Origin of the sequence: Enterobacter sp. CGMCC 5087, assembly GCF_003144775.1 — a bacterium.
GTDB classification, from domain to species: Bacteria; Pseudomonadota; Gammaproteobacteria; order Enterobacterales; family Enterobacteriaceae; genus Enterobacter; species Enterobacter cloacae_M.
In genome coordinates, this window is record NZ_QFXN01000196.1 from 1 (window position 1) to 16,449 (window position 16,449).

Annotated in this window: 14 protein-coding genes; 13 read left to right on the forward strand and 1 reads right to left on the reverse strand. The window is 56.1% G+C overall.

The features are described from left to right. Window positions 1-268 precede the first annotated feature (268 nt). A complete protein-coding gene (gene queG, locus DEO48_RS15905) occupies window positions 269-1,408 on the reverse strand; it encodes a tRNA epoxyqueuosine(34) reductase QueG (RefSeq protein ID WP_109845701.1) in 1,140 nt (379 codons plus the stop codon). Between queG and nnr the strand changes: the two genes are divergently transcribed. The 13 genes from nnr to rnr all read left to right on the forward strand — a co-directional run bounded on the left by nnr (window position 1,407) and on the right by rnr (window position 16,386). Continuing rightward, window positions 1,407-2,930 carry a bifunctional ADP-dependent NAD(P)H-hydrate dehydratase/NAD(P)H-hydrate epimerase gene (gene nnr, locus DEO48_RS15910; protein ID WP_109845702.1) on the forward strand — a complete coding sequence of 508 codons (1,524 nt, stop codon included), beginning with the start codon at window positions 1,407-1,409 and terminating at the stop codon, window positions 2,928-2,930. The genes queG and nnr overlap by 2 nt on opposite strands. Beyond that, entirely contained in the window at window positions 2,923-3,384 is a 462-nt protein-coding gene (gene tsaE, locus DEO48_RS15915) for a tRNA (adenosine(37)-N6)-threonylcarbamoyltransferase complex ATPase subunit type 1 TsaE (protein WP_013095283.1), read from the forward strand. The genes nnr and tsaE overlap by 8 nt, the downstream gene beginning before the upstream one ends. 16 nt (window positions 3,385-3,400) lie before the next feature. Beyond that, window positions 3,401-4,741: an N-acetylmuramoyl-L-alanine amidase AmiB gene (amiB, locus tag DEO48_RS15920; protein ID WP_048979085.1), complete on the forward strand. Its 1,341-nt coding sequence runs from the start codon at window positions 3,401-3,403 to the stop codon at window positions 4,739-4,741. A gap of 9 nt (window positions 4,742-4,750) precedes the next feature. Next, window positions 4,751-6,595 carry a DNA mismatch repair endonuclease MutL gene (gene mutL / locus DEO48_RS15925; RefSeq protein ID WP_109845703.1) on the forward strand — a complete coding sequence of 615 codons (1,845 nt, stop codon included), beginning with the start codon at window positions 4,751-4,753 and terminating at the stop codon, window positions 6,593-6,595. Further along, window positions 6,588-7,538, forward strand: a complete 951-nt coding sequence (gene miaA / locus DEO48_RS15930; RefSeq protein WP_023310135.1) for a tRNA (adenosine(37)-N6)-dimethylallyltransferase MiaA — start codon at window positions 6,588-6,590, stop codon at window positions 7,536-7,538. Before mutL ends, miaA begins: the two co-directional genes overlap by 8 nt. Before the next feature lie 85 nt (window positions 7,539-7,623). Further along, window positions 7,624-7,935, forward strand: a complete 312-nt coding sequence (hfq, locus tag DEO48_RS15935; RefSeq protein WP_008502919.1) for an RNA chaperone Hfq — start codon at window positions 7,624-7,626, stop codon at window positions 7,933-7,935. A 74-nt stretch (window positions 7,936-8,009) separates the two neighbouring features. Then, on the forward strand, window positions 8,010-9,290 hold the full coding sequence (gene hflX / locus DEO48_RS15940) for a ribosome rescue GTPase HflX (protein WP_109845704.1): 1,281 nt from the start codon (window positions 8,010-8,012) through the stop codon (window positions 9,288-9,290). A gap of 56 nt (window positions 9,291-9,346) precedes the next feature. After that, window positions 9,347-10,606 carry an FtsH protease activity modulator HflK gene (gene hflK / locus DEO48_RS15945; RefSeq protein ID WP_048977329.1) on the forward strand — a complete coding sequence of 420 codons (1,260 nt, stop codon included), beginning with the start codon at window positions 9,347-9,349 and terminating at the stop codon, window positions 10,604-10,606. Window positions 10,607-10,608: 2 nt separating this feature from the next. Then, window positions 10,609-11,613: a protease modulator HflC gene (hflC, locus tag DEO48_RS15950; RefSeq protein WP_023334250.1), complete on the forward strand. Its 1,005-nt coding sequence runs from the start codon at window positions 10,609-10,611 to the stop codon at window positions 11,611-11,613. A gap of 71 nt (window positions 11,614-11,684) precedes the next feature. Then, window positions 11,685-11,882, forward strand: coding sequence for a DUF2065 domain-containing protein (locus DEO48_RS15955; protein WP_003855996.1), 198 nt, complete (start codon window positions 11,685-11,687; stop codon window positions 11,880-11,882). A 104-nt stretch (window positions 11,883-11,986) separates the two neighbouring features. Continuing rightward, window positions 11,987-13,285 carry an adenylosuccinate synthase gene (locus DEO48_RS15960; RefSeq protein ID WP_006178975.1) on the forward strand — a complete coding sequence of 433 codons (1,299 nt, stop codon included), beginning with the start codon at window positions 11,987-11,989 and terminating at the stop codon, window positions 13,283-13,285. Between the two features lie 192 nt (window positions 13,286-13,477). Continuing rightward, window positions 13,478-13,903: a nitric oxide-sensing transcriptional repressor NsrR gene (gene nsrR / locus DEO48_RS15965; RefSeq protein WP_023310139.1), complete on the forward strand. Its 426-nt coding sequence runs from the start codon at window positions 13,478-13,480 to the stop codon at window positions 13,901-13,903. A gap of 38 nt (window positions 13,904-13,941) precedes the next feature. Then, entirely contained in the window at window positions 13,942-16,386 is a 2,445-nt protein-coding gene (gene rnr / locus DEO48_RS15970) for a ribonuclease R (protein ID WP_109845705.1), read from the forward strand. Window positions 16,387-16,449 lie beyond the last annotated feature (63 nt).

The window sequence follows — 16,449 nt, forward strand, 5'->3', positions numbered from 1 at the left end:
TTCTTCTTAATCTCTAAAATATCCACAGCGAAAAGAGTCGTTGGGGACGTTTTCTATCGTCTCTGAAATACTATTGTGAACAGAGTTATCCACAGAAACTACGCTTAACCGTAACAGGGTTAAAGCTTAGCAGGGTGAATAATATCTTTGTAACGTGCTGTATTTAGTAAATAAATTTTCATTTCAAAATGTTATTGAGATCACTTGACCTCTTCTCCAGCCCAGATGGCGCTTGAGTTTGTAATTTTATTCACAGGCTGTGAATAGTTCAGGCATCCCGCGGAAGCCCTTTTTCAATCACCCTCACCAGACGCTGTTTCTTCGGTAGCTGTACCTCGATCGCGCAGGTATTACGCTTATCTATTTGCTGCGCAATCGCCCATTCTATGTGCTCATCAAGAAGTGGGTGCTCACCTCTACGGCTTTCAAGCGCCCGAATATTGGCTTCATCCCACGGGGCATTACCCAGCGCGACGGCAACATTACGCAGCCAGCGCAGATGACCGATACGGCGAATGGCCGAACCTTCCGTCACTTTCAGGAACCATGCTTCGGTCCAGGCGAATAGCTCAACGAGCTGCGGCGCATGCAGCGCCTTACGCGGGCTGAAATCCTCTTCGTCCGTGAGCTGCGAATAGCGGTTCCACGGGCAGATCAGCTGGCAGTCGTCGCAGCCGTAGATGCGGTTGCCGATAAGCGGTCGAAATTCCTCTGGAATGGCCCCTTCCAGTTCGATAGTGAGGTAGGAGATGCAGCGGCGCGCATCAACGGTGTAAGGCTCTACGATGGCACCCGTCGGGCAGATGGTCATGCAGGCCACGCAGCGTCCGCAGCCTTCCTCTACCGGGCCGTCTACCGGCAGCGGTAAATCAATCAGCAGTTCACCCAGGAAGAAGAACGAACCGGCGTCGCGGCTGAGGATAAGTGAGTGCTTACCTGTCCAGCCAAGTCCGGCTTTTTCTGCGATCGGGCGCTCAAGAATAGGCGCAGAATCGACAAAGGGTCTAAAATTCAGCGAAACACAGTGCTGCTGAATAGTTTCCCCGAGTTTTTTTAAACGGTTACGCAAGAGCTTATGGTAATCACGTCCCAGGGCGTACCGGCTGACGTAACCCAGAGAGGGATTTTTTAGCGTGCGCGCAAAGGCCGCGTTGGCGGGCAGATAGTTCATGCGCACGCTGATGACGCGTAATGTGCCCGGCAAAAGCTCGTGAGGGCGGGCGCGCATCATGCCATGACGCGCCATCCACTCCATTTCGCCGTGGTATTGTTTGTCCAGCCAGGCCTGCAGTTTTGGCTCGCTGGCGGAGAGGTCGGTATCGGTAATGCCCACCTTCTGGAAGCCAAGCTCAGCACCCCACTGTTTTATTTTTTGCGCTAATTCATTGAGATCGAGGGGCTGTGACATGACGGACCATACGGTGAAGAAAAACCCCGCAAGTATACCACATTCCATCTGGCATGCGGATGACCTCCGGCGCGCCGAAAAAGAGGCCGCAGACAGCCTCGGGATTACCCTTTATGAACTGATGCTGCGCGCGGGTGAGGCGGCGTTTAACGTTGCCCGCAGCGCGTACCCGCAGGCCGACCACTGGCTGATTCTGTGCGGTCACGGCAATAACGGCGGCGACGGCTACGTTGTCGCCCGTTTGGCGGTTGTGGCAGGTATCCGCGTGACGTTGCTGGCCCTGGAGAGTGATAAACCGCTGCCGGAAGAGGCCAGCGCGGCGCGGGAGGCGTGGCTTAACGCAGGCGGTGTGATTCATGCGCCTGATATCGTCTGGCCGGAAGAGGTGGATCTGATTGTTGACGGTCTGCTGGGTACCGGGCTACGCAGTGCGCCTCGCGAGAACATTGCCGCGCTTATTGAACACGCTAACAGACATTCCGCGCCGGTCGTCGCCCTGGATATTCCCTCAGGCCTGATTGCACAAACCGGCGCGACGCCGGGAGCGGTCATTGAGGCTGCACTTACGGTGACCTTCATCGCCCTCAAGCCGGGGCTACTGACCGGTAAAGCGCGGGATGTGGTCGGCATGTTGCACCACCATGCGCTGGGGCTGGAGAGCTGGCTGGCCGGGCAGGAAACGCACCTCGCGCGTTTTGATGCATCCCAGCTTGCGGCGTGGCTCCCGCCGCGCCGGCCAACGTCCCATAAGGGCGATCACGGCAGGCTGGTGATTATTGGCGGCGATCATGGTACGGCAGGTGCGATTCGCATGACCGGCGAGGCGGCTCTGCGCAGCGGTGCCGGATTAGTGCGAGTACTCACTCGCATTGAGAATATAGCGCCGATCGTTACAGCCCGACCGGAGCTGATGGTCCATGAGCTTACGCCTCAGTCGCTTGAAGAAAGCCTGGAATGGGCGGACGTGGTAGTGATTGGCCCCGGGCTTGGGCAGCAGGCATGGGGCAAACAGGCCCTGCAAAAGGTCGAGAATTTTCGTAAACCGATGCTGTGGGATGCCGACGCGCTTAACCTTCTGGCAATAAACCCCGATAAGCGTCACAATCGCATTCTGACGCCACACCCCGGCGAAGCCGCGCGACTGCTTAACTGCAGCGTGGCAGAAATTGAAAGCGATCGCTTACTTTCTGCTCAGCGTCTGGTAAAACGTTACGGAGGTGTTGCTGTTTTGAAAGGGGCAGGAACCGTTGTCGCCAGTGACGAGACGCAGGGCATTATCGATGCCGGAAATGCGGGCATGGCAAGCGGCGGCATGGGCGATGTGCTTTCCGGCATCATTGGCGCATTGCTTGGACAGAAACTTCCCCTTTATGATGCAGCCTGCGCGGGCTGCGTGGCCCACGGTGTCGCGGCGGATAAACTGGCCGCGCGTTACGGTACACGCGGCATGCTGGCCACCGATCTTTTTTGCACGCTGCGGCGTGTTGTTAACCCGGATGTGATTGACGTAGAAAATGACTAATCGAGCGATTCCTTTACCTGATGAACAAGCCACTTTAGAACTCGGCAAGCGTGTGGCGCAGGCCTGTCAGGGGGCAACCGTCATTTATCTGTATGGTGATTTAGGTGCGGGTAAAACCACCTTCAGCCGGGGTTTTTTGCAGGCGTTAGGGCATAACGGGAATGTGAAAAGCCCAACCTACACGCTGGTAGAACCGTACACCCTTGAAAATCTCATGGTGTATCACTTCGATTTATACCGCCTTGCGGATCCTGAGGAGCTGGAATTTATGGGGATCCGTGATTATTTTGCCAACGACGCCATTTGCCTGGTGGAGTGGCCGCAACAAGGTGCGGGTGTGCTGCCTGACCCGGATGTCGAAATTCACTTAGATTACCAGGCACAAGGGCGTGAGGCACGCATCAGTGCTGTTTCCTCATCAGGCAGTTCCTTACTGGCGCGACTGGCCGGTTAAGCGTAGGGATGACGGGATGATAAATCGCGTTAAAGGTTGGTTGTTGGCTGCCACCGTGCTGCTGTGCGCGCAGGCCGGGGCGGCAAACCTTTCAGATATTCAGGTATCAAACGGCGAAAGCCAGGCCCGGATCACGTTCAGCTTTATGGGCGATCCTGAATATGCGTTTTCACAGCCAGACAGCCACAGCGTGGCGCTGGATATCAAACAAACTGGCGTGATCCAGGGCCTACCGCTGCGGTTCAGCGGTAACAATCTGGTGAAAAGTATCCGTTCGGGAACGCCGCAGGATAGCCAGTCGTTACGCCTGGTGGTCGATCTGACCGAAAAGGGCAAAACGAAGGCGGTGAAGCAGCAAAACGGGGCGAACTATACGGTGGTGTTTACCATCAATGCCGACGCGCCGCCACCGCCTCCACCGCCGCCGGTCGTAGCGAAGCGCGTGGAAGAACCGGTGTATACGCCGCGTCCTTCTGAACCTGCGCGTAATCCGTTTAAATCGCAGAACGACCGCATTACCGCGGCAACCAGCAGCGATACGGTGACGCGCCCTGCGGCCAGCGCGCGACGCGCGACGGTCAGCGGTGACAAAGTGATTATCGCCATTGATGCGGGTCACGGCGGGGAAGACCCCGGGGCGATTGGCCCTGGCGGCACGCGAGAGAAAAACGTCACTATCGCAATCGCGCGTAAACTGCGTTCGCTGCTCAATGACGACCCTATGTTTAAAGGCGTGTTGACCCGCGACGGGGACTACTTTATTTCGGTAATGGGACGCTCGGACGTGGCGCGTAAGCAAAACGCGAACTTCCTGGTCTCCATTCATGCGGACGCCGCACCGAATCGTAGCGCGACCGGCGCCTCGGTTTGGGTGCTGTCGAACCGTCGCGCTAACAGCGAAATGGCCAACTGGCTGGAAGAGCATGAGAAGCAGTCTGAACTGTTAGGCGGCGCGGGCGACGTGCTGGCGAACAGCCAGTCCGATCCGTACCTCAGCCAGGCGGTGCTGGATTTACAGTTCGGTCATTCTCAGCGCGTCGGGTATGATGTCGCCACTAACGTATTGAACCAGCTGCAAAGCGTTGGCGTGCTGCATAAACGCCGTCCAGAACATGCCAGCCTCGGCGTTCTGCGCTCGCCAGATATCCCGTCCATCCTTGTGGAGACGGGCTTTATCAGTAACAACGGTGAAGAGCGTCTGTTGGGAAGCGACAGTTACCAGCAGCAAATTGCCGAAGCGATTTATAACGGTTTACGCAAATATTTTGAGGCGCATCCTCTGCAGTCTGCGCCACAGAGCGGCTCTGCCCAGACGGCCAGCGCAGCGCTGCCGGGTGAGATGACCGCGACCAACTAAGGAGAATTCATGCCGATTCAGGTTCTACCGCCGCAGCTCGCGAACCAAATCGCCGCCGGTGAGGTGGTGGAACGCCCTGCGTCGGTCGTGAAGGAGCTGGTGGAAAACAGCCTCGATGCGGGCGCGACCCGCATCGATATTGATATCGAGCGCGGTGGCGCAAAGCTTATCCGCATTCGCGACAACGGCTGCGGCATTAAAAAAGAGGAGCTGGCGCTGGCGCTGGCCCGTCACGCCACCAGTAAAATAGCTTCTCTGGATGACCTGGAAGCGATTATTAGCCTCGGCTTTCGCGGTGAGGCGCTGGCGAGTATCAGCTCGGTTTCGCGTTTAACGCTGACCTCCCGTACCGCTGAACAGCAGGAAGCCTGGCAGGCTTACGCCGAAGGGCGCGATATGGATGTGACGGTCAAACCCGCGGCGCACCCTGTCGGCACGACGCTTGAAGTATTAGATCTCTTCTACAATACCCCCGCCCGACGCAAGTTTATGCGTACCGAGAAGACCGAGTTCGGCCATATCGACGAGATCATTCGCCGTATTGCGCTGGCCCGCTTCGATGTCGCCATCAACCTCAGCCATAACGGTAAGGTGATGCGCCAGTACCGCGCGGTGGCGGAAGGTGGACAGAAAGAGCGTCGCCTGGGCGCTATCTGCGGGACGCCGTTTCTGGAACAGGCTCTGGCCATTGAGTGGCAGCACGGCGACCTGGCTTTACGCGGCTGGGTTGCCGATCCAAATGCGAGCAGTGCTGCGTTCTCTGAAATTCAGTATTGCTACGTAAACGGCCGCATGATGCGCGACCGCCTCATCAATCACGCGATTCGCCAGGCCTGCGAAGACAAACTCGGGGCCGAGCAGCAGCCTGCTTTCGTCCTTTATCTGGAAATCGCTCCCCATCAGGTGGATGTGAACGTTCATCCTGCCAAACATGAGGTGCGGTTCCACCAGTCGCGTCTGGTTCATGACTTCATTTATCAAGGAGTGGCCACCGTGTTGCAGCAGCAGGCAGAGCCAACGCTGCCGCTTGAAAACGACACTCCTGCGCCGCGTCCGCTGCCTGAAAACCGTGTAGCGGCAGGGCGCAACCATTTTGCGGAGCCTGCCGTCGCGCGTGAACCGGAAGCTCCGCGTTTCTCCCAGGCCGGGAGCGCACCGCGTCCAACGGGTGCGAACTACCCGAATGCCCAGCCTGGCTATCAGAAGCAGCAGGGCGCGTTGTACCGCAAGCTGCTGGAAACGCCAGCCGCGGAGCGTAAAGAGCACATTCCGGCCGCTCAGCCTTCTCTGGACGGGCATAGCCAAAGTTTTGGCCGGGTGCTGACGATTATCGCGCCGGATATGGCACTGCTTGAACGTGACGGCAAATTGATGCTTCTGGCACTGCCGGTCGCCGAACGCTGGCTCAAGCAGGTGCAGCTCACGCCAGGCGAAAATGCAGCCTGCGCGCAGCCGTTGTTAATTCCGGTTCGCCTGAAGATATCCCCTGAAGAAACAAGGGTATTACAGCGCGCCGAGCCGCAGCTGGCGCAAATGGGTATTGAAACTGTGCTCGAACCACAACATGTGACAATTCGTGCAGTGCCTTTACCCTTACGCCAACAAAATTTACAAAACTTGATTCCTGAACTGATAGGCTACCTGGCGCAGCAAACATCGTTTGATGCCGCCAACACCGCGCAGTGGATCGCCCGCCATCTGGCAAGCGAACACGCGCCGTGGAGTATGGCGCAGGCCATTAGCGTGCTGGCGGAGGTGGAACGCCTCTGTCCGCATCTGGTGAAAACGCCGCCGGGTGGGTTATTACAACCTGTTGATTTACAAACGGCGATGAACGCCCTGAAACATGATTGACGCAAGTAAGGCGAGCCTGCCTAAGGCAATTTTTTTAATGGGCCCAACGGCCTCCGGCAAAACGGCGCTAGCCATTGAGTTGCGTAAAGTTTTGCCTGTAGAGTTGATTAGCGTCGACTCCGCCCTCATCTACCGAGGGATGGACATCGGCACGGCGAAGCCTGACGCAGAAGAGCTGCGTGCGGCACCGCACCGTTTGCTGGATATTCTCGACCCGGCTCAGGCGTACTCCGCAGCGGATTTCCGTCGGGATGCCTTAGCCGAGATGGCCGAGATAACGGCGGCGGGACGTATACCGCTGTTGGTTGGCGGAACCATGCTCTATTTCAAGGCGTTGCTGGAGGGGTTGTCACCTCTGCCATCCGCGGATCCGGAAATAAGAGCGAAAATTGAGCAGCAGGCGGCAGAGCAGGGTTGGGACGTTTTGCATCAGCAACTGGCGGAGATTGACCCGGTTGCAGCAGCACGGATCCATCCAAATGATCCGCAAAGGCTTTCCCGGGCACTGGAAGTTTTTTTCATTTCGGGTAAAACTTTAACGGAACTGACGCAAACGTCAGGAGACGCTCTGCCGTATCAGGTGCATCAGTTCGCCATCGCCCCGGCGAGCCGTGAACTGCTCCATCAGCGAATTGAGCAGCGTTTTCATCAGATGTTAGCTTCAGATTTTGAAGCAGAAGTGCGGGCGCTATTTGCCCGTGGAGATTTGCATACGGACATGCCTTCCATTCGTTGTGTGGGATACCGCCAGATGTGGTCGTATCTTGAAGGTGAGATTTCATACGATGAAATGGTTTATAGAGGTGTTTGCGCCACGAGACAGTTAGCGAAGCGCCAGATCACCTGGTTGCGCGGTTGGGAGGGTGTTCACTGGTTAGACAGTGAAAAACCGCAACAGGCGTTAAACGAAGTGATTGAGGTTGTTGGTGATATCGCTCACTGAATGTGTACAATTGAGACGTATCGTGCGCAATTTTTCAGAATCGCAAGGTTCTAAGTACAAAACAAGCATATAAGGAAAAGATAGAATGGCTAAGGGGCAATCTTTACAAGATCCGTTCCTGAACGCATTGCGTCGGGAACGTGTTCCAGTTTCTATTTATTTGGTGAATGGTATTAAGCTGCAAGGTCAGATTGAGTCTTTCGATCAGTTTGTGATTCTGTTGAAAAACACGGTCAGTCAGATGGTCTACAAGCACGCTATTTCTACTGTTGTTCCGTCCCGTCCGGTATCTCATCACAGCAATAACGCTGGCGGCGGCACTGGTAGTAACTACCATCATGGCAGCAACGCGCAGGGTTCTTCAACGCCGGCGCAGGACAGCGACGAAACCGAATAAGGTTTCGCACTGTTATCCACACGGGGAGCCAGGGATCCTGCGTTCCCCGCTGATCTTTTTAGAGAGGTTTACGCTTGTTTGACCGTTATGATGCCGGTGAGCAGGCGGTGCTGGTACACATCTATTTTTCGCAAGACAAAGATATGGAAGACCTCCAGGAGTTTGAATCTCTGGTCTCTTCCGCCGGTGTCGAAGCAATGCAGGTGATTACCGGTAGCCGTAAAGCGCCGCACCCAAAGTATTTTGTTGGTGAAGGTAAAGCAGTCGAAATTGCGGATGCCGTAAAAGCAACCGGCGCGTCAGTCGTGTTGTTTGATCATGCGCTGTCTCCAGCCCAGGAGCGCAACCTGGAAGCCCTTTGCGAATGCCGTGTTATCGATCGCACGGGTTTGATTTTAGATATTTTTGCTCAGCGTGCACGTACCCACGAAGGGAAACTGCAGGTTGAGCTGGCGCAGCTGCGCCATCTGGCAACGCGTCTGGTGCGTGGCTGGACACACCTTGAAAGACAAAAAGGCGGGATTGGTTTGCGCGGCCCGGGTGAAACCCAGCTCGAAACCGACCGTCGTTTGCTGCGTGGCCGAATTACCCAGATCCTTTCACGTCTGGAACGTGTAGAGAAACAGCGCGAACAGGGGCGTCGGGCGCGAACCAAAGCCGACATCCCGACGGTGTCGCTGGTGGGCTATACCAACGCCGGTAAATCCACCCTGTTTAACCAGATAACCGAGGCCCAGGTTTATGCCGCAGACCAGCTGTTTGCGACCCTGGACCCTACGCTGCGCCGTATTGAAGTTGCAGACGTTGGTGAAACGGTGCTGGCGGATACCGTAGGGTTTATCCGCCACCTGCCGCATGACCTGGTGGCGGCGTTTAAAGCCACCCTGCAGGAGACGCGACAGGCGACTCTGCTGCTGCACGTGATTGATGCGGCAGACGTGCGCGTGCAGGAGAACATCGACGCGGTGAACGTGGTGCTCGAAGAGATCGACGCCCACGAGATCCCAACGCTGTTGGTCATGAATAAGATCGATATGCTGGACGATTTCGAACCGCGTATCGACAGAGATGAAGAAAACAAACCGATTCGGGTCTGGCTTTCTGCCCAGACCGGTATTGGTGTGCCACTGCTTTTCCAGGCTTTGACAGAACGTCTTTCCGGTGAGGTAGCTCAGCACACGCTGCGACTGCCGCCACAGGAAGGCAGGCTGCGCAGCCGGTTTTATCAGCTTCAGGCGATAGAAAAAGAGTGGATGGAGGATGACGGCAGCGTGGGGATGCAGGTGCGTATGCCGATCGTTGACTGGCGTCGCCTCTGTAAACAAGAACCTGCGCTGGTCGACTATATCGTCTGATCAGAAAGGGGATGCCTGAATAATTCGCCCTTGCATAACAAATATGGAGCATATACATGGCGTGGAATCAGCCCGGTAATAACGGACAAGACCGCGACCCGTGGGGAAGCAGCAAACCTGGCGGCAACTCTGAGGGAAATGGCAACAAAGGTGGTCGCGAGCAGGGGCCGCCGGATCTGGATGATATCTTCCGCAAACTGAGCAAGAAGCTTGGTGGCCTTGGCGGAGGAAAAGGTTCTGGCTCGGGTGGCAATTCCACTCAGAGTTCGCGCCCGCCAATGGGTGGCCGCGTAGTGGGCATCGTGGCCGCTGCGGTAGTCATCATCTGGGCAGCCAGCGGGTTCTACACCATTAAAGAAGCAGAACGCGGCGTGGTTACCCGTTTCGGTAAGTTCAGCCATCTGGTTGAGCCGGGTCTGAACTGGAAGCCGACCTTCATTGATGACGTGACCGCGGTAAACGTGGAATCCGTCCGTGAACTGGCCGCCTCTGGCGTGATGCTGACTTCTGACGAAAACGTGGTGCGCGTTGAGATGAACGTGCAGTACCGCGTGACCGATCCTGAGCGTTATCTGTTTAGCGTGACCAGCGCCGATGACAGCCTGCGTCAGGCGACCGACAGCGCCCTGCGCGGTGTGATCGGTAAATACACCATGGACCGTATTCTGACCGAAGGTCGTACCGTTATTCGTAGCGATACCCAGCGCGAGCTGGAAGAGACCATTCGTCCGTACAACATGGGTATTACCCTGCTGGACGTCAACTTCCAGGCTGCGCGTCCGCCGGAAGAGGTGAAAGCCGCATTTGACGATGCGATTGCTGCCCGTGAAAACGAACAGCAGTACATCCGTGAAGCAGAAGCGTACACCAACGAAGTTCAGCCACGCGCTAACGGTCAGGCGCAGCGTATTCTGGAAGAAGCGCGCGCGTATAAAACGCAGACCATCCTGGAAGCTCAGGGTGAAGTGGCCCGCTTCGCGAAGATCCTGCCGGAATATAAAGCGGCACCGGAAATTACCCGTGAGCGTCTCTATATCGAGACCATGGAAAAAGTGCTGAGCCACACCCGCAAAGTGTTGGTTAACGACAGTAAAGGCGGAAACCTGATGGTTCTGCCGCTGGATCAGATGCTGAAAGGCAGTTCTGCGCCAGCAGCGAAAGGCGACACCAGCGGCGCGAACAACCTGCTGCGTCTGCCGCCAGCCTCAACAGGCAGCGCCAGCACGAACACAACGCCTTCTTCGAACGATGGTGACATTATGGACCAACGCCGTGCTAACGCGCAGCGTAACGACTACCAGCGTCAGGGGGAATAAGGATGCGTAAGTCAGTTATTGCGATCATCGTCATCGTACTGGTCGCGCTTTATACCTCGATTTTTGTGGTGAAAGAAGGCGAGCGTGGGATTAAGTTCCAGTTCAGCAGCGTCGTGCGTGATGGCGACAAACGCCCGGTGATTTACGAGCCGGGTCTGCACTTCAAGGTGCCGTTCATTCAGTCCGTGAAAACGCTGGATGCACGTATCCAGACCATGGATAACCAGGCCGACCGTTTCGTGACCAAAGAGAAGAAAGACCTGATCGTTGATTCCTATATCAAATGGCGCATCAGCGATTTCAGCCGTTACTTCCTGGCAACGGGCGGCGGCGACGTTTCTCAGGCAGAAGTGCTGCTTAAACGTAAGTTCTCTGACCGTCTGCGTTCCGAGATTGGTCGTCTGGATGTGAAAGACATCGTGACCGACTCCCGTGGTCGTCTGACCCTGGAAGTTCGCGATGCGCTGAACTCCGGTACAGCGGGCACTGAAGATGAAGTTTCAACGCCGGCAGCAGATGATGCGATTGCCAAAGCGGCTGAACGCGTTCAGGCGGAGACTAACGGTAAAGTGCCGGTGATCAACCCGAACAGTATGGCTGCGCTGGGTATCGAAGTGGTTGACGTGCGTATCAAGCAGATCAACCTGCCAGTTGAAGTGTCCGAGGCGATTTACAACCGTATGCGCGCCGAGCGTGAAGCGGTAGCCCGTCGTCACCGTTCACAGGGCCAGGAAGAGGCTGAGAAGCTGCGTGCAGCAGCGGACTATGAAGTCACCAAGACGCTGGCGGAATCTGAGCGTCAGGGCCGTATCCTGCGCGGTGAAGGCGATGCCGAAGCGGCGAAGCTGTTTGCTGATGCTTTCAGCCAGGATCCTGACTTCTACGCCTTTATCCGTAGCCTGCGCGCTTACGAGAATAGCTTCCAGAGCAACCAGGATGTGATGGTGCTCAGCCCGGACAGCGATTTCTTCCGTTATATGAAGACGCCGACTAACGCAACGCGATAAACTCAGGCTCGTTTGAGTATTCAAACCACCGCTCTCAACGGAGCGGTGGTTTTCTTTTATAAGGAATAAAAATGAATTCAACGATCTGGCTCGCACTTGCCCTGGTCCTGGTGCTGGAAGGTCTTGGACCGATGCTTTATCCGCGCGCCTGGCGCCGAATGATCGCCACGATGAGCCAACTGCCGGATAATATTTTGCGTCGTTTTGGCGGCGGTCTTGTGGTTGCGGGCATCGTGATCTACTACATGTTGAGGAAAACGATTGGCTGATCAAAAAGTAGGCGCAATCGGCGTATTTTGAGGTCAAAAAGTGCTGTATATCTGAAAAAGCGATGGTAGAATCCATTTTTAAGCAAACGGTGATTTTGAAAAAAATGGGTAACAACGTCGTCGTACTGGGCACCCAATGGGGTGACGAAGGTAAAGGGAAGATTGTTGATCTTCTGACTGAACGGGCTAAATATGTTGTACGCTACCAGGGCGGTCACAACGCAGGCCATACTCTCGTAATCAACGGTGAAAAAACCGTCCTCCATCTTATTCCATCAGGCATTCTTCGCGAAAACGTCACCAGCATCATCGGTAACGGCGTTGTGCTGTCTCCTGCTGCGCTGATGAAAGAGATGAAAGGTCTGGAAGACCGTGGTATCCCTGTTCGTGAGCGTCTGCTGCTCTCCGAAGCCTGCCCGCTGATTCTGGACTATCACGTGGCGCTGGACGTAGCGCGTGAGAAAGCGCGCGGCGCGAAAGCGATCGGCACCACCGGTCGTGGTATCGGCCCGGCTTACGAAGATAAAGTTGCACGTCGCGGTCTGCGCGTGGGCGACCTCTTCGACAAAGCAACCTTCGCTGAAAAACTGAAAGAAGTGATGGAATATCACAACTTCCAGCTGGTGAACTTCTACAAAGCTGACGCTGTTGACTACCAGAAAGTGCTGGATGACGTCATGGCGATCGCTGACATTCTGACCGGTATGGTTGTTGACGTCTCCGATCTGCTGGACCAGGCGCGTAAGCGTGGCGATTTCGTCATGTTCGAAGGTGCGCAGGGTACGCTGCTGGACATCGACCACGGTACCTATCCGTACGTTACGTCCTCTAACACCACTGCAGGTGGCGTGGCGACCGGCTCTGGCCTGGGGCCACGTTATGTGGATTACGTGCTGGGCATCATCAAAGCGTACTCCACTCGCGTGGGTGCGGGTCCATTCCCGACCGAGCTGTTTGATGAAACCGGCGAGTTCCTGTGCAAGCAGGGTAACGAGTTTGGCGCGACCACCGGTCGTCGTCGTCGTACCGGCTGGCTGGATGCGGTTGCCGTGCGTCGTGCAGTGCAGATCAACTCCCTGTCTGGCTTCTGCCTGACCAAGCTGGACGTACTGGACGGCCTGAAAGAAGTGAAAATCTGCGTAGGCTACCGTATGCCAGATGGCCGCGAAGTGACCACCACTCCGCTGGCTGCTGACGACTGGGAAGGCATTGAGCCAATCTACGAAACCATGCCGGGCTGGTCTGAGACCACTTTTGGTGTGAAAGAGCGTAGCGGCCTGCCGCAGGCGGCGCTGGATTACATCAAGCGTATTGAAGAACTGACCGAAGTGCCGATCGATATTATTTCTACCGGCCCGGATCGTACTGAAACGATGATTCTGCGCGACCCGTTCGACGCATAATCTTCGTGACTGCTGGCCTGCGGGGAGACCCGTAGGCCGGATAAGCGTAGCGCCATCCGGCGACCGCTCCTGGATCTCCGCTTTTTCGCCCCGTCTGTCAAATAAATTAGCCGCTCACTATCTGGCTGGTTTATCATCATTAATGAATATCTCTGCGGTTTGACCGCGTTTTCCCTTTTTCCTGAGGTTGATGTGCAGTTAACAAGTTTCACCGATTACGGCTTACGTGCGCTGATTTACATGGCGTCGTTACCCGATGGGAAGATGACCAGTATCTCTGAAGTCACAGAGGTCTACGGCGTATCCCGTAATCATATGGTCAAAATAATCAATCAACTTAGTCGTGCCGGATACGTTGCTGCCGTCCGCGGGAAGAATGGTGGGATCCGTCTCGGTAAACCGGCACAGAGTATTCGTGTTGGCGATGTGGTACGTGAACTGGAGCCGCTGTCCCTGGTGAACTGCAGCAGCGAGTTCTGCCACATCACGCCCGCTTGCCGCCTGAAAAAGGCGCTTTCAAAGGCCGTGCAAAGTTTTCTCATGGAACTGGATAACTACACGCTGGCCGATTTGGTTGAAGAGAATCAACCGCTTTATAAATTATTGCTGGTGGAATGAAGAAAATTTCCACCGGAGCTGACAACGGAGGAACCGACATGTCACATGATCCTTTCCAGGAACGCGAAGCCGAAAAATACGCGAATCCTATTCCCAGCCGCGAGTTCATCATTGAACACTTAACAAAACGCGAAAAACCCGCCAATCGTGAAGAACTTGCCGTTGAATTAAACATTGAAGGTGAAGAGCAAATTGAAGCCCTTCGCCGCCGCCTGCGCGCGATGGAGCGCGACGGGCAACTGGTCTTTACCCGCCGCCAGTGCTACGCGCTGCCAGAACGTCTCGATCTGCTGAAAGGGACCGTCATTGGTCACCGCGATGGCTTCGGCTTCCTGCGCGTGGAAGGCCGTAAAGACGATCTGTACCTCTCATCTGAGCAGATGAAGATGTGTATCCACGGCGACCAGATCCTGGCGCAGCCGCTGGGCGCTGACCGTAAAGGCCGCCGCGAAGCGCGCGTCGTGCGCGTTCTGGTGCCAAAAACCAGCCAGATCGTCGGCCGCTACTTTACCGACGCCGGCGTGGGCTTCGTGGTGCCGGACGACAGCCGTCTGAGCTTCGACATCCTCATCCCACCTGAAGAGGTGATGGGTGCCCGCATGGGCTTTGTGGTGGTGGTGGAACTCACCCAGCGCCCAACCCGTCGCACCAAAGCGGTAGGTAAAATCGTCGAAGTGCTGGGCGATAACATGGGCACCACGATGGCCGTTGATATGGCATTGCGCACCCATGAAATTCCGTACATCTGGCCGAAAGCGGTTGAAGATCAGATCGAAAGCCTGCGCGAAGAAGTGCCGGAAGAGTCCAAAGTGGGCCGCGTGGATCTGCGCTCCCTGCCGCTGGTCACTATCGACGGTGAAGACGCCCGCGACTTTGATGACGCCGTCTACTGCGAGAAAAAGCGCGGCGGTGGCTGGCGCCTGTGGGTTGCTATCGCTGACGTAAGCTATTACGTCCGTCCGCACACCCCGCTGGATAACGAAGCGCGCAGCCGCGGTACCTCGGTCTACTTCCCGTCTCAGGTTGTACCGATGCTGCCGGAAGTGCTGTCTAACGGCCTATGCTCCCTGAACCCGCAGGTTGACCGCCTCTGTATGGTTTGCGAGATGACCATCTCCACCAAAGGGCGCTTAACCGGCTACAAGTTCTACGAAGCGGTAATGAGCTCGCACGCGCGTCTGACCTATACCAAGGTCTGGCATATGCTGCAGGGCGACCAGGATCTGCGCGAACAATACGCGCCGCTGGTCAAACATATCGAAGAGCTGCATAACCTCTACAAAACGCTGGATCAGGCGCGCGAAGAGCGCGGCGGGATCTCGTTTGAGAGTGAAGAGGCGAAATTCATCTTCAACGCCGAACGCCGCATTGAGCGTATCGAGCAGACCCAGCGTAACGACGCGCACAAGCTGATCGAAGAGTGTATGATCCTGGCGAATATCTCGGCGGCACGTTTCGTCGAGAAAGCCAAAGAGCCAGCGCTGTTCCGTATTCACGATAAGCCGACCACGGAAGCCATTACGTCGTTCCGCTCCGTGCTGGCTGAACTGGGTCTGGAACTGCCCGGAGGCAACAAGCCAGAGCCGCGCGATTACGCCGAGCTGCTGGAATCCATTAGCGATCGTCCGGATGCAGAAATGCTGCAGACGATGCTGCTGCGCTCTATGAAGCAGGCGATTTACGATCCGGAAAACCGCGGCCACTTCGGCCTGGCGCTGCAGTCTTACGCCCACTTCACCTCGCCGATCCGTCGTTATCCTGACCTCTCTCTGCACCGTGCGATCAAGTATCTGCTGGCGCAGGAGCAGGGCCATAAAGGGAACACCACCGAAACCGGTGGTTACCACTATTCGATGGAAGAGATGCTGCAGCTGGGTCAGCACTGCTCCATGGCCGAACGTCGTGCCGATGAAGCAACACGCGACGTGGCGGACTGGCTGAAGTGTGACTTTATGCTCGATCAGGTCGGTAACGTCTTCAAAGGCGTGATTGCCAGCGTGACCGGCTTTGGTTTCTTCGTTCGTCTGGACGAGCTGTTCATCGACGGTCTGGTGCACGTCTCCAGCCTGGATAACGACTACTACCGCTTCGACCAGGTCGGCCAGCGCCTGATTGGCGAATCTGGCGGCCAGACGTATCGTCTGGGGGACCGTGTGGAAGTGAAGGTCGAAGCCGTGAATATGGACGACCGTAAGATCGACTTCAGCCTGATCTCCAGCGAGCGCGCGCCGCGTAACGTCGGTAAAACCGAGCGTGAAAGGGCGAAAAAAACCGGTAACGGTAAACCGGGCGGCGGTAAACGTCGTCAGGCGGGCAAGAAGGTAAACTTCGAGCCGGACAGCGCGTTCCGCGGCGAGAAGAAACAGAAGCCGAAGGCGGCGAAGAAACAAGCCCGCTCAGCGAAAAAACCTTCCGCGAAAACGCAGAAAATCGCTGCCGCCACCAAAGCGAAGCGCGCGGCCAAGAAAAAGCAGGCGGAGTAAATTCTCCCCTCAACCTGACCCTCTCCCCAGCGGGGGAGGGGAAATACTTATTACGAGAACCAT

Excerpts from the sequence above, each read along its gene's own strand:
- nnr (WP_109845702.1), top strand. The coding sequence starts at position 1,407 with ATGACGGACCATACGGTGAAGAAAAACCCCGCAAGTATACCACATTCC.
- queG (WP_109845701.1), bottom strand. The coding sequence starts at position 1,408 with ATGTCACAGCCCCTCGATCTCAATGAATTAGCGCAAAAAATAAAACAG.
- tsaE (WP_013095283.1), top strand. The coding sequence starts at position 2,923 with ATGACTAATCGAGCGATTCCTTTACCTGATGAACAAGCCACTTTAGAA.
- amiB (WP_048979085.1), top strand. The coding sequence starts at position 3,401 with ATGATAAATCGCGTTAAAGGTTGGTTGTTGGCTGCCACCGTGCTGCTG.
- mutL (WP_109845703.1), top strand. The coding sequence starts at position 4,751 with ATGCCGATTCAGGTTCTACCGCCGCAGCTCGCGAACCAAATCGCCGCC.
- miaA (WP_023310135.1), top strand. The coding sequence starts at position 6,588 with ATGATTGACGCAAGTAAGGCGAGCCTGCCTAAGGCAATTTTTTTAATG.
- hfq (WP_008502919.1), top strand. The coding sequence starts at position 7,624 with ATGGCTAAGGGGCAATCTTTACAAGATCCGTTCCTGAACGCATTGCGT.
- hflK (WP_048977329.1), top strand. The coding sequence starts at position 9,347 with ATGGCGTGGAATCAGCCCGGTAATAACGGACAAGACCGCGACCCGTGG.
- hflC (WP_023334250.1), top strand. The coding sequence starts at position 10,609 with ATGCGTAAGTCAGTTATTGCGATCATCGTCATCGTACTGGTCGCGCTT.
- DEO48_RS15955 (WP_003855996.1), top strand. The coding sequence starts at position 11,685 with ATGAATTCAACGATCTGGCTCGCACTTGCCCTGGTCCTGGTGCTGGAA.
- DEO48_RS15960 (WP_006178975.1), top strand. The coding sequence starts at position 11,987 with ATGGGTAACAACGTCGTCGTACTGGGCACCCAATGGGGTGACGAAGGT.
- rnr (WP_109845705.1), top strand. The coding sequence starts at position 13,942 with ATGTCACATGATCCTTTCCAGGAACGCGAAGCCGAAAAATACGCGAAT.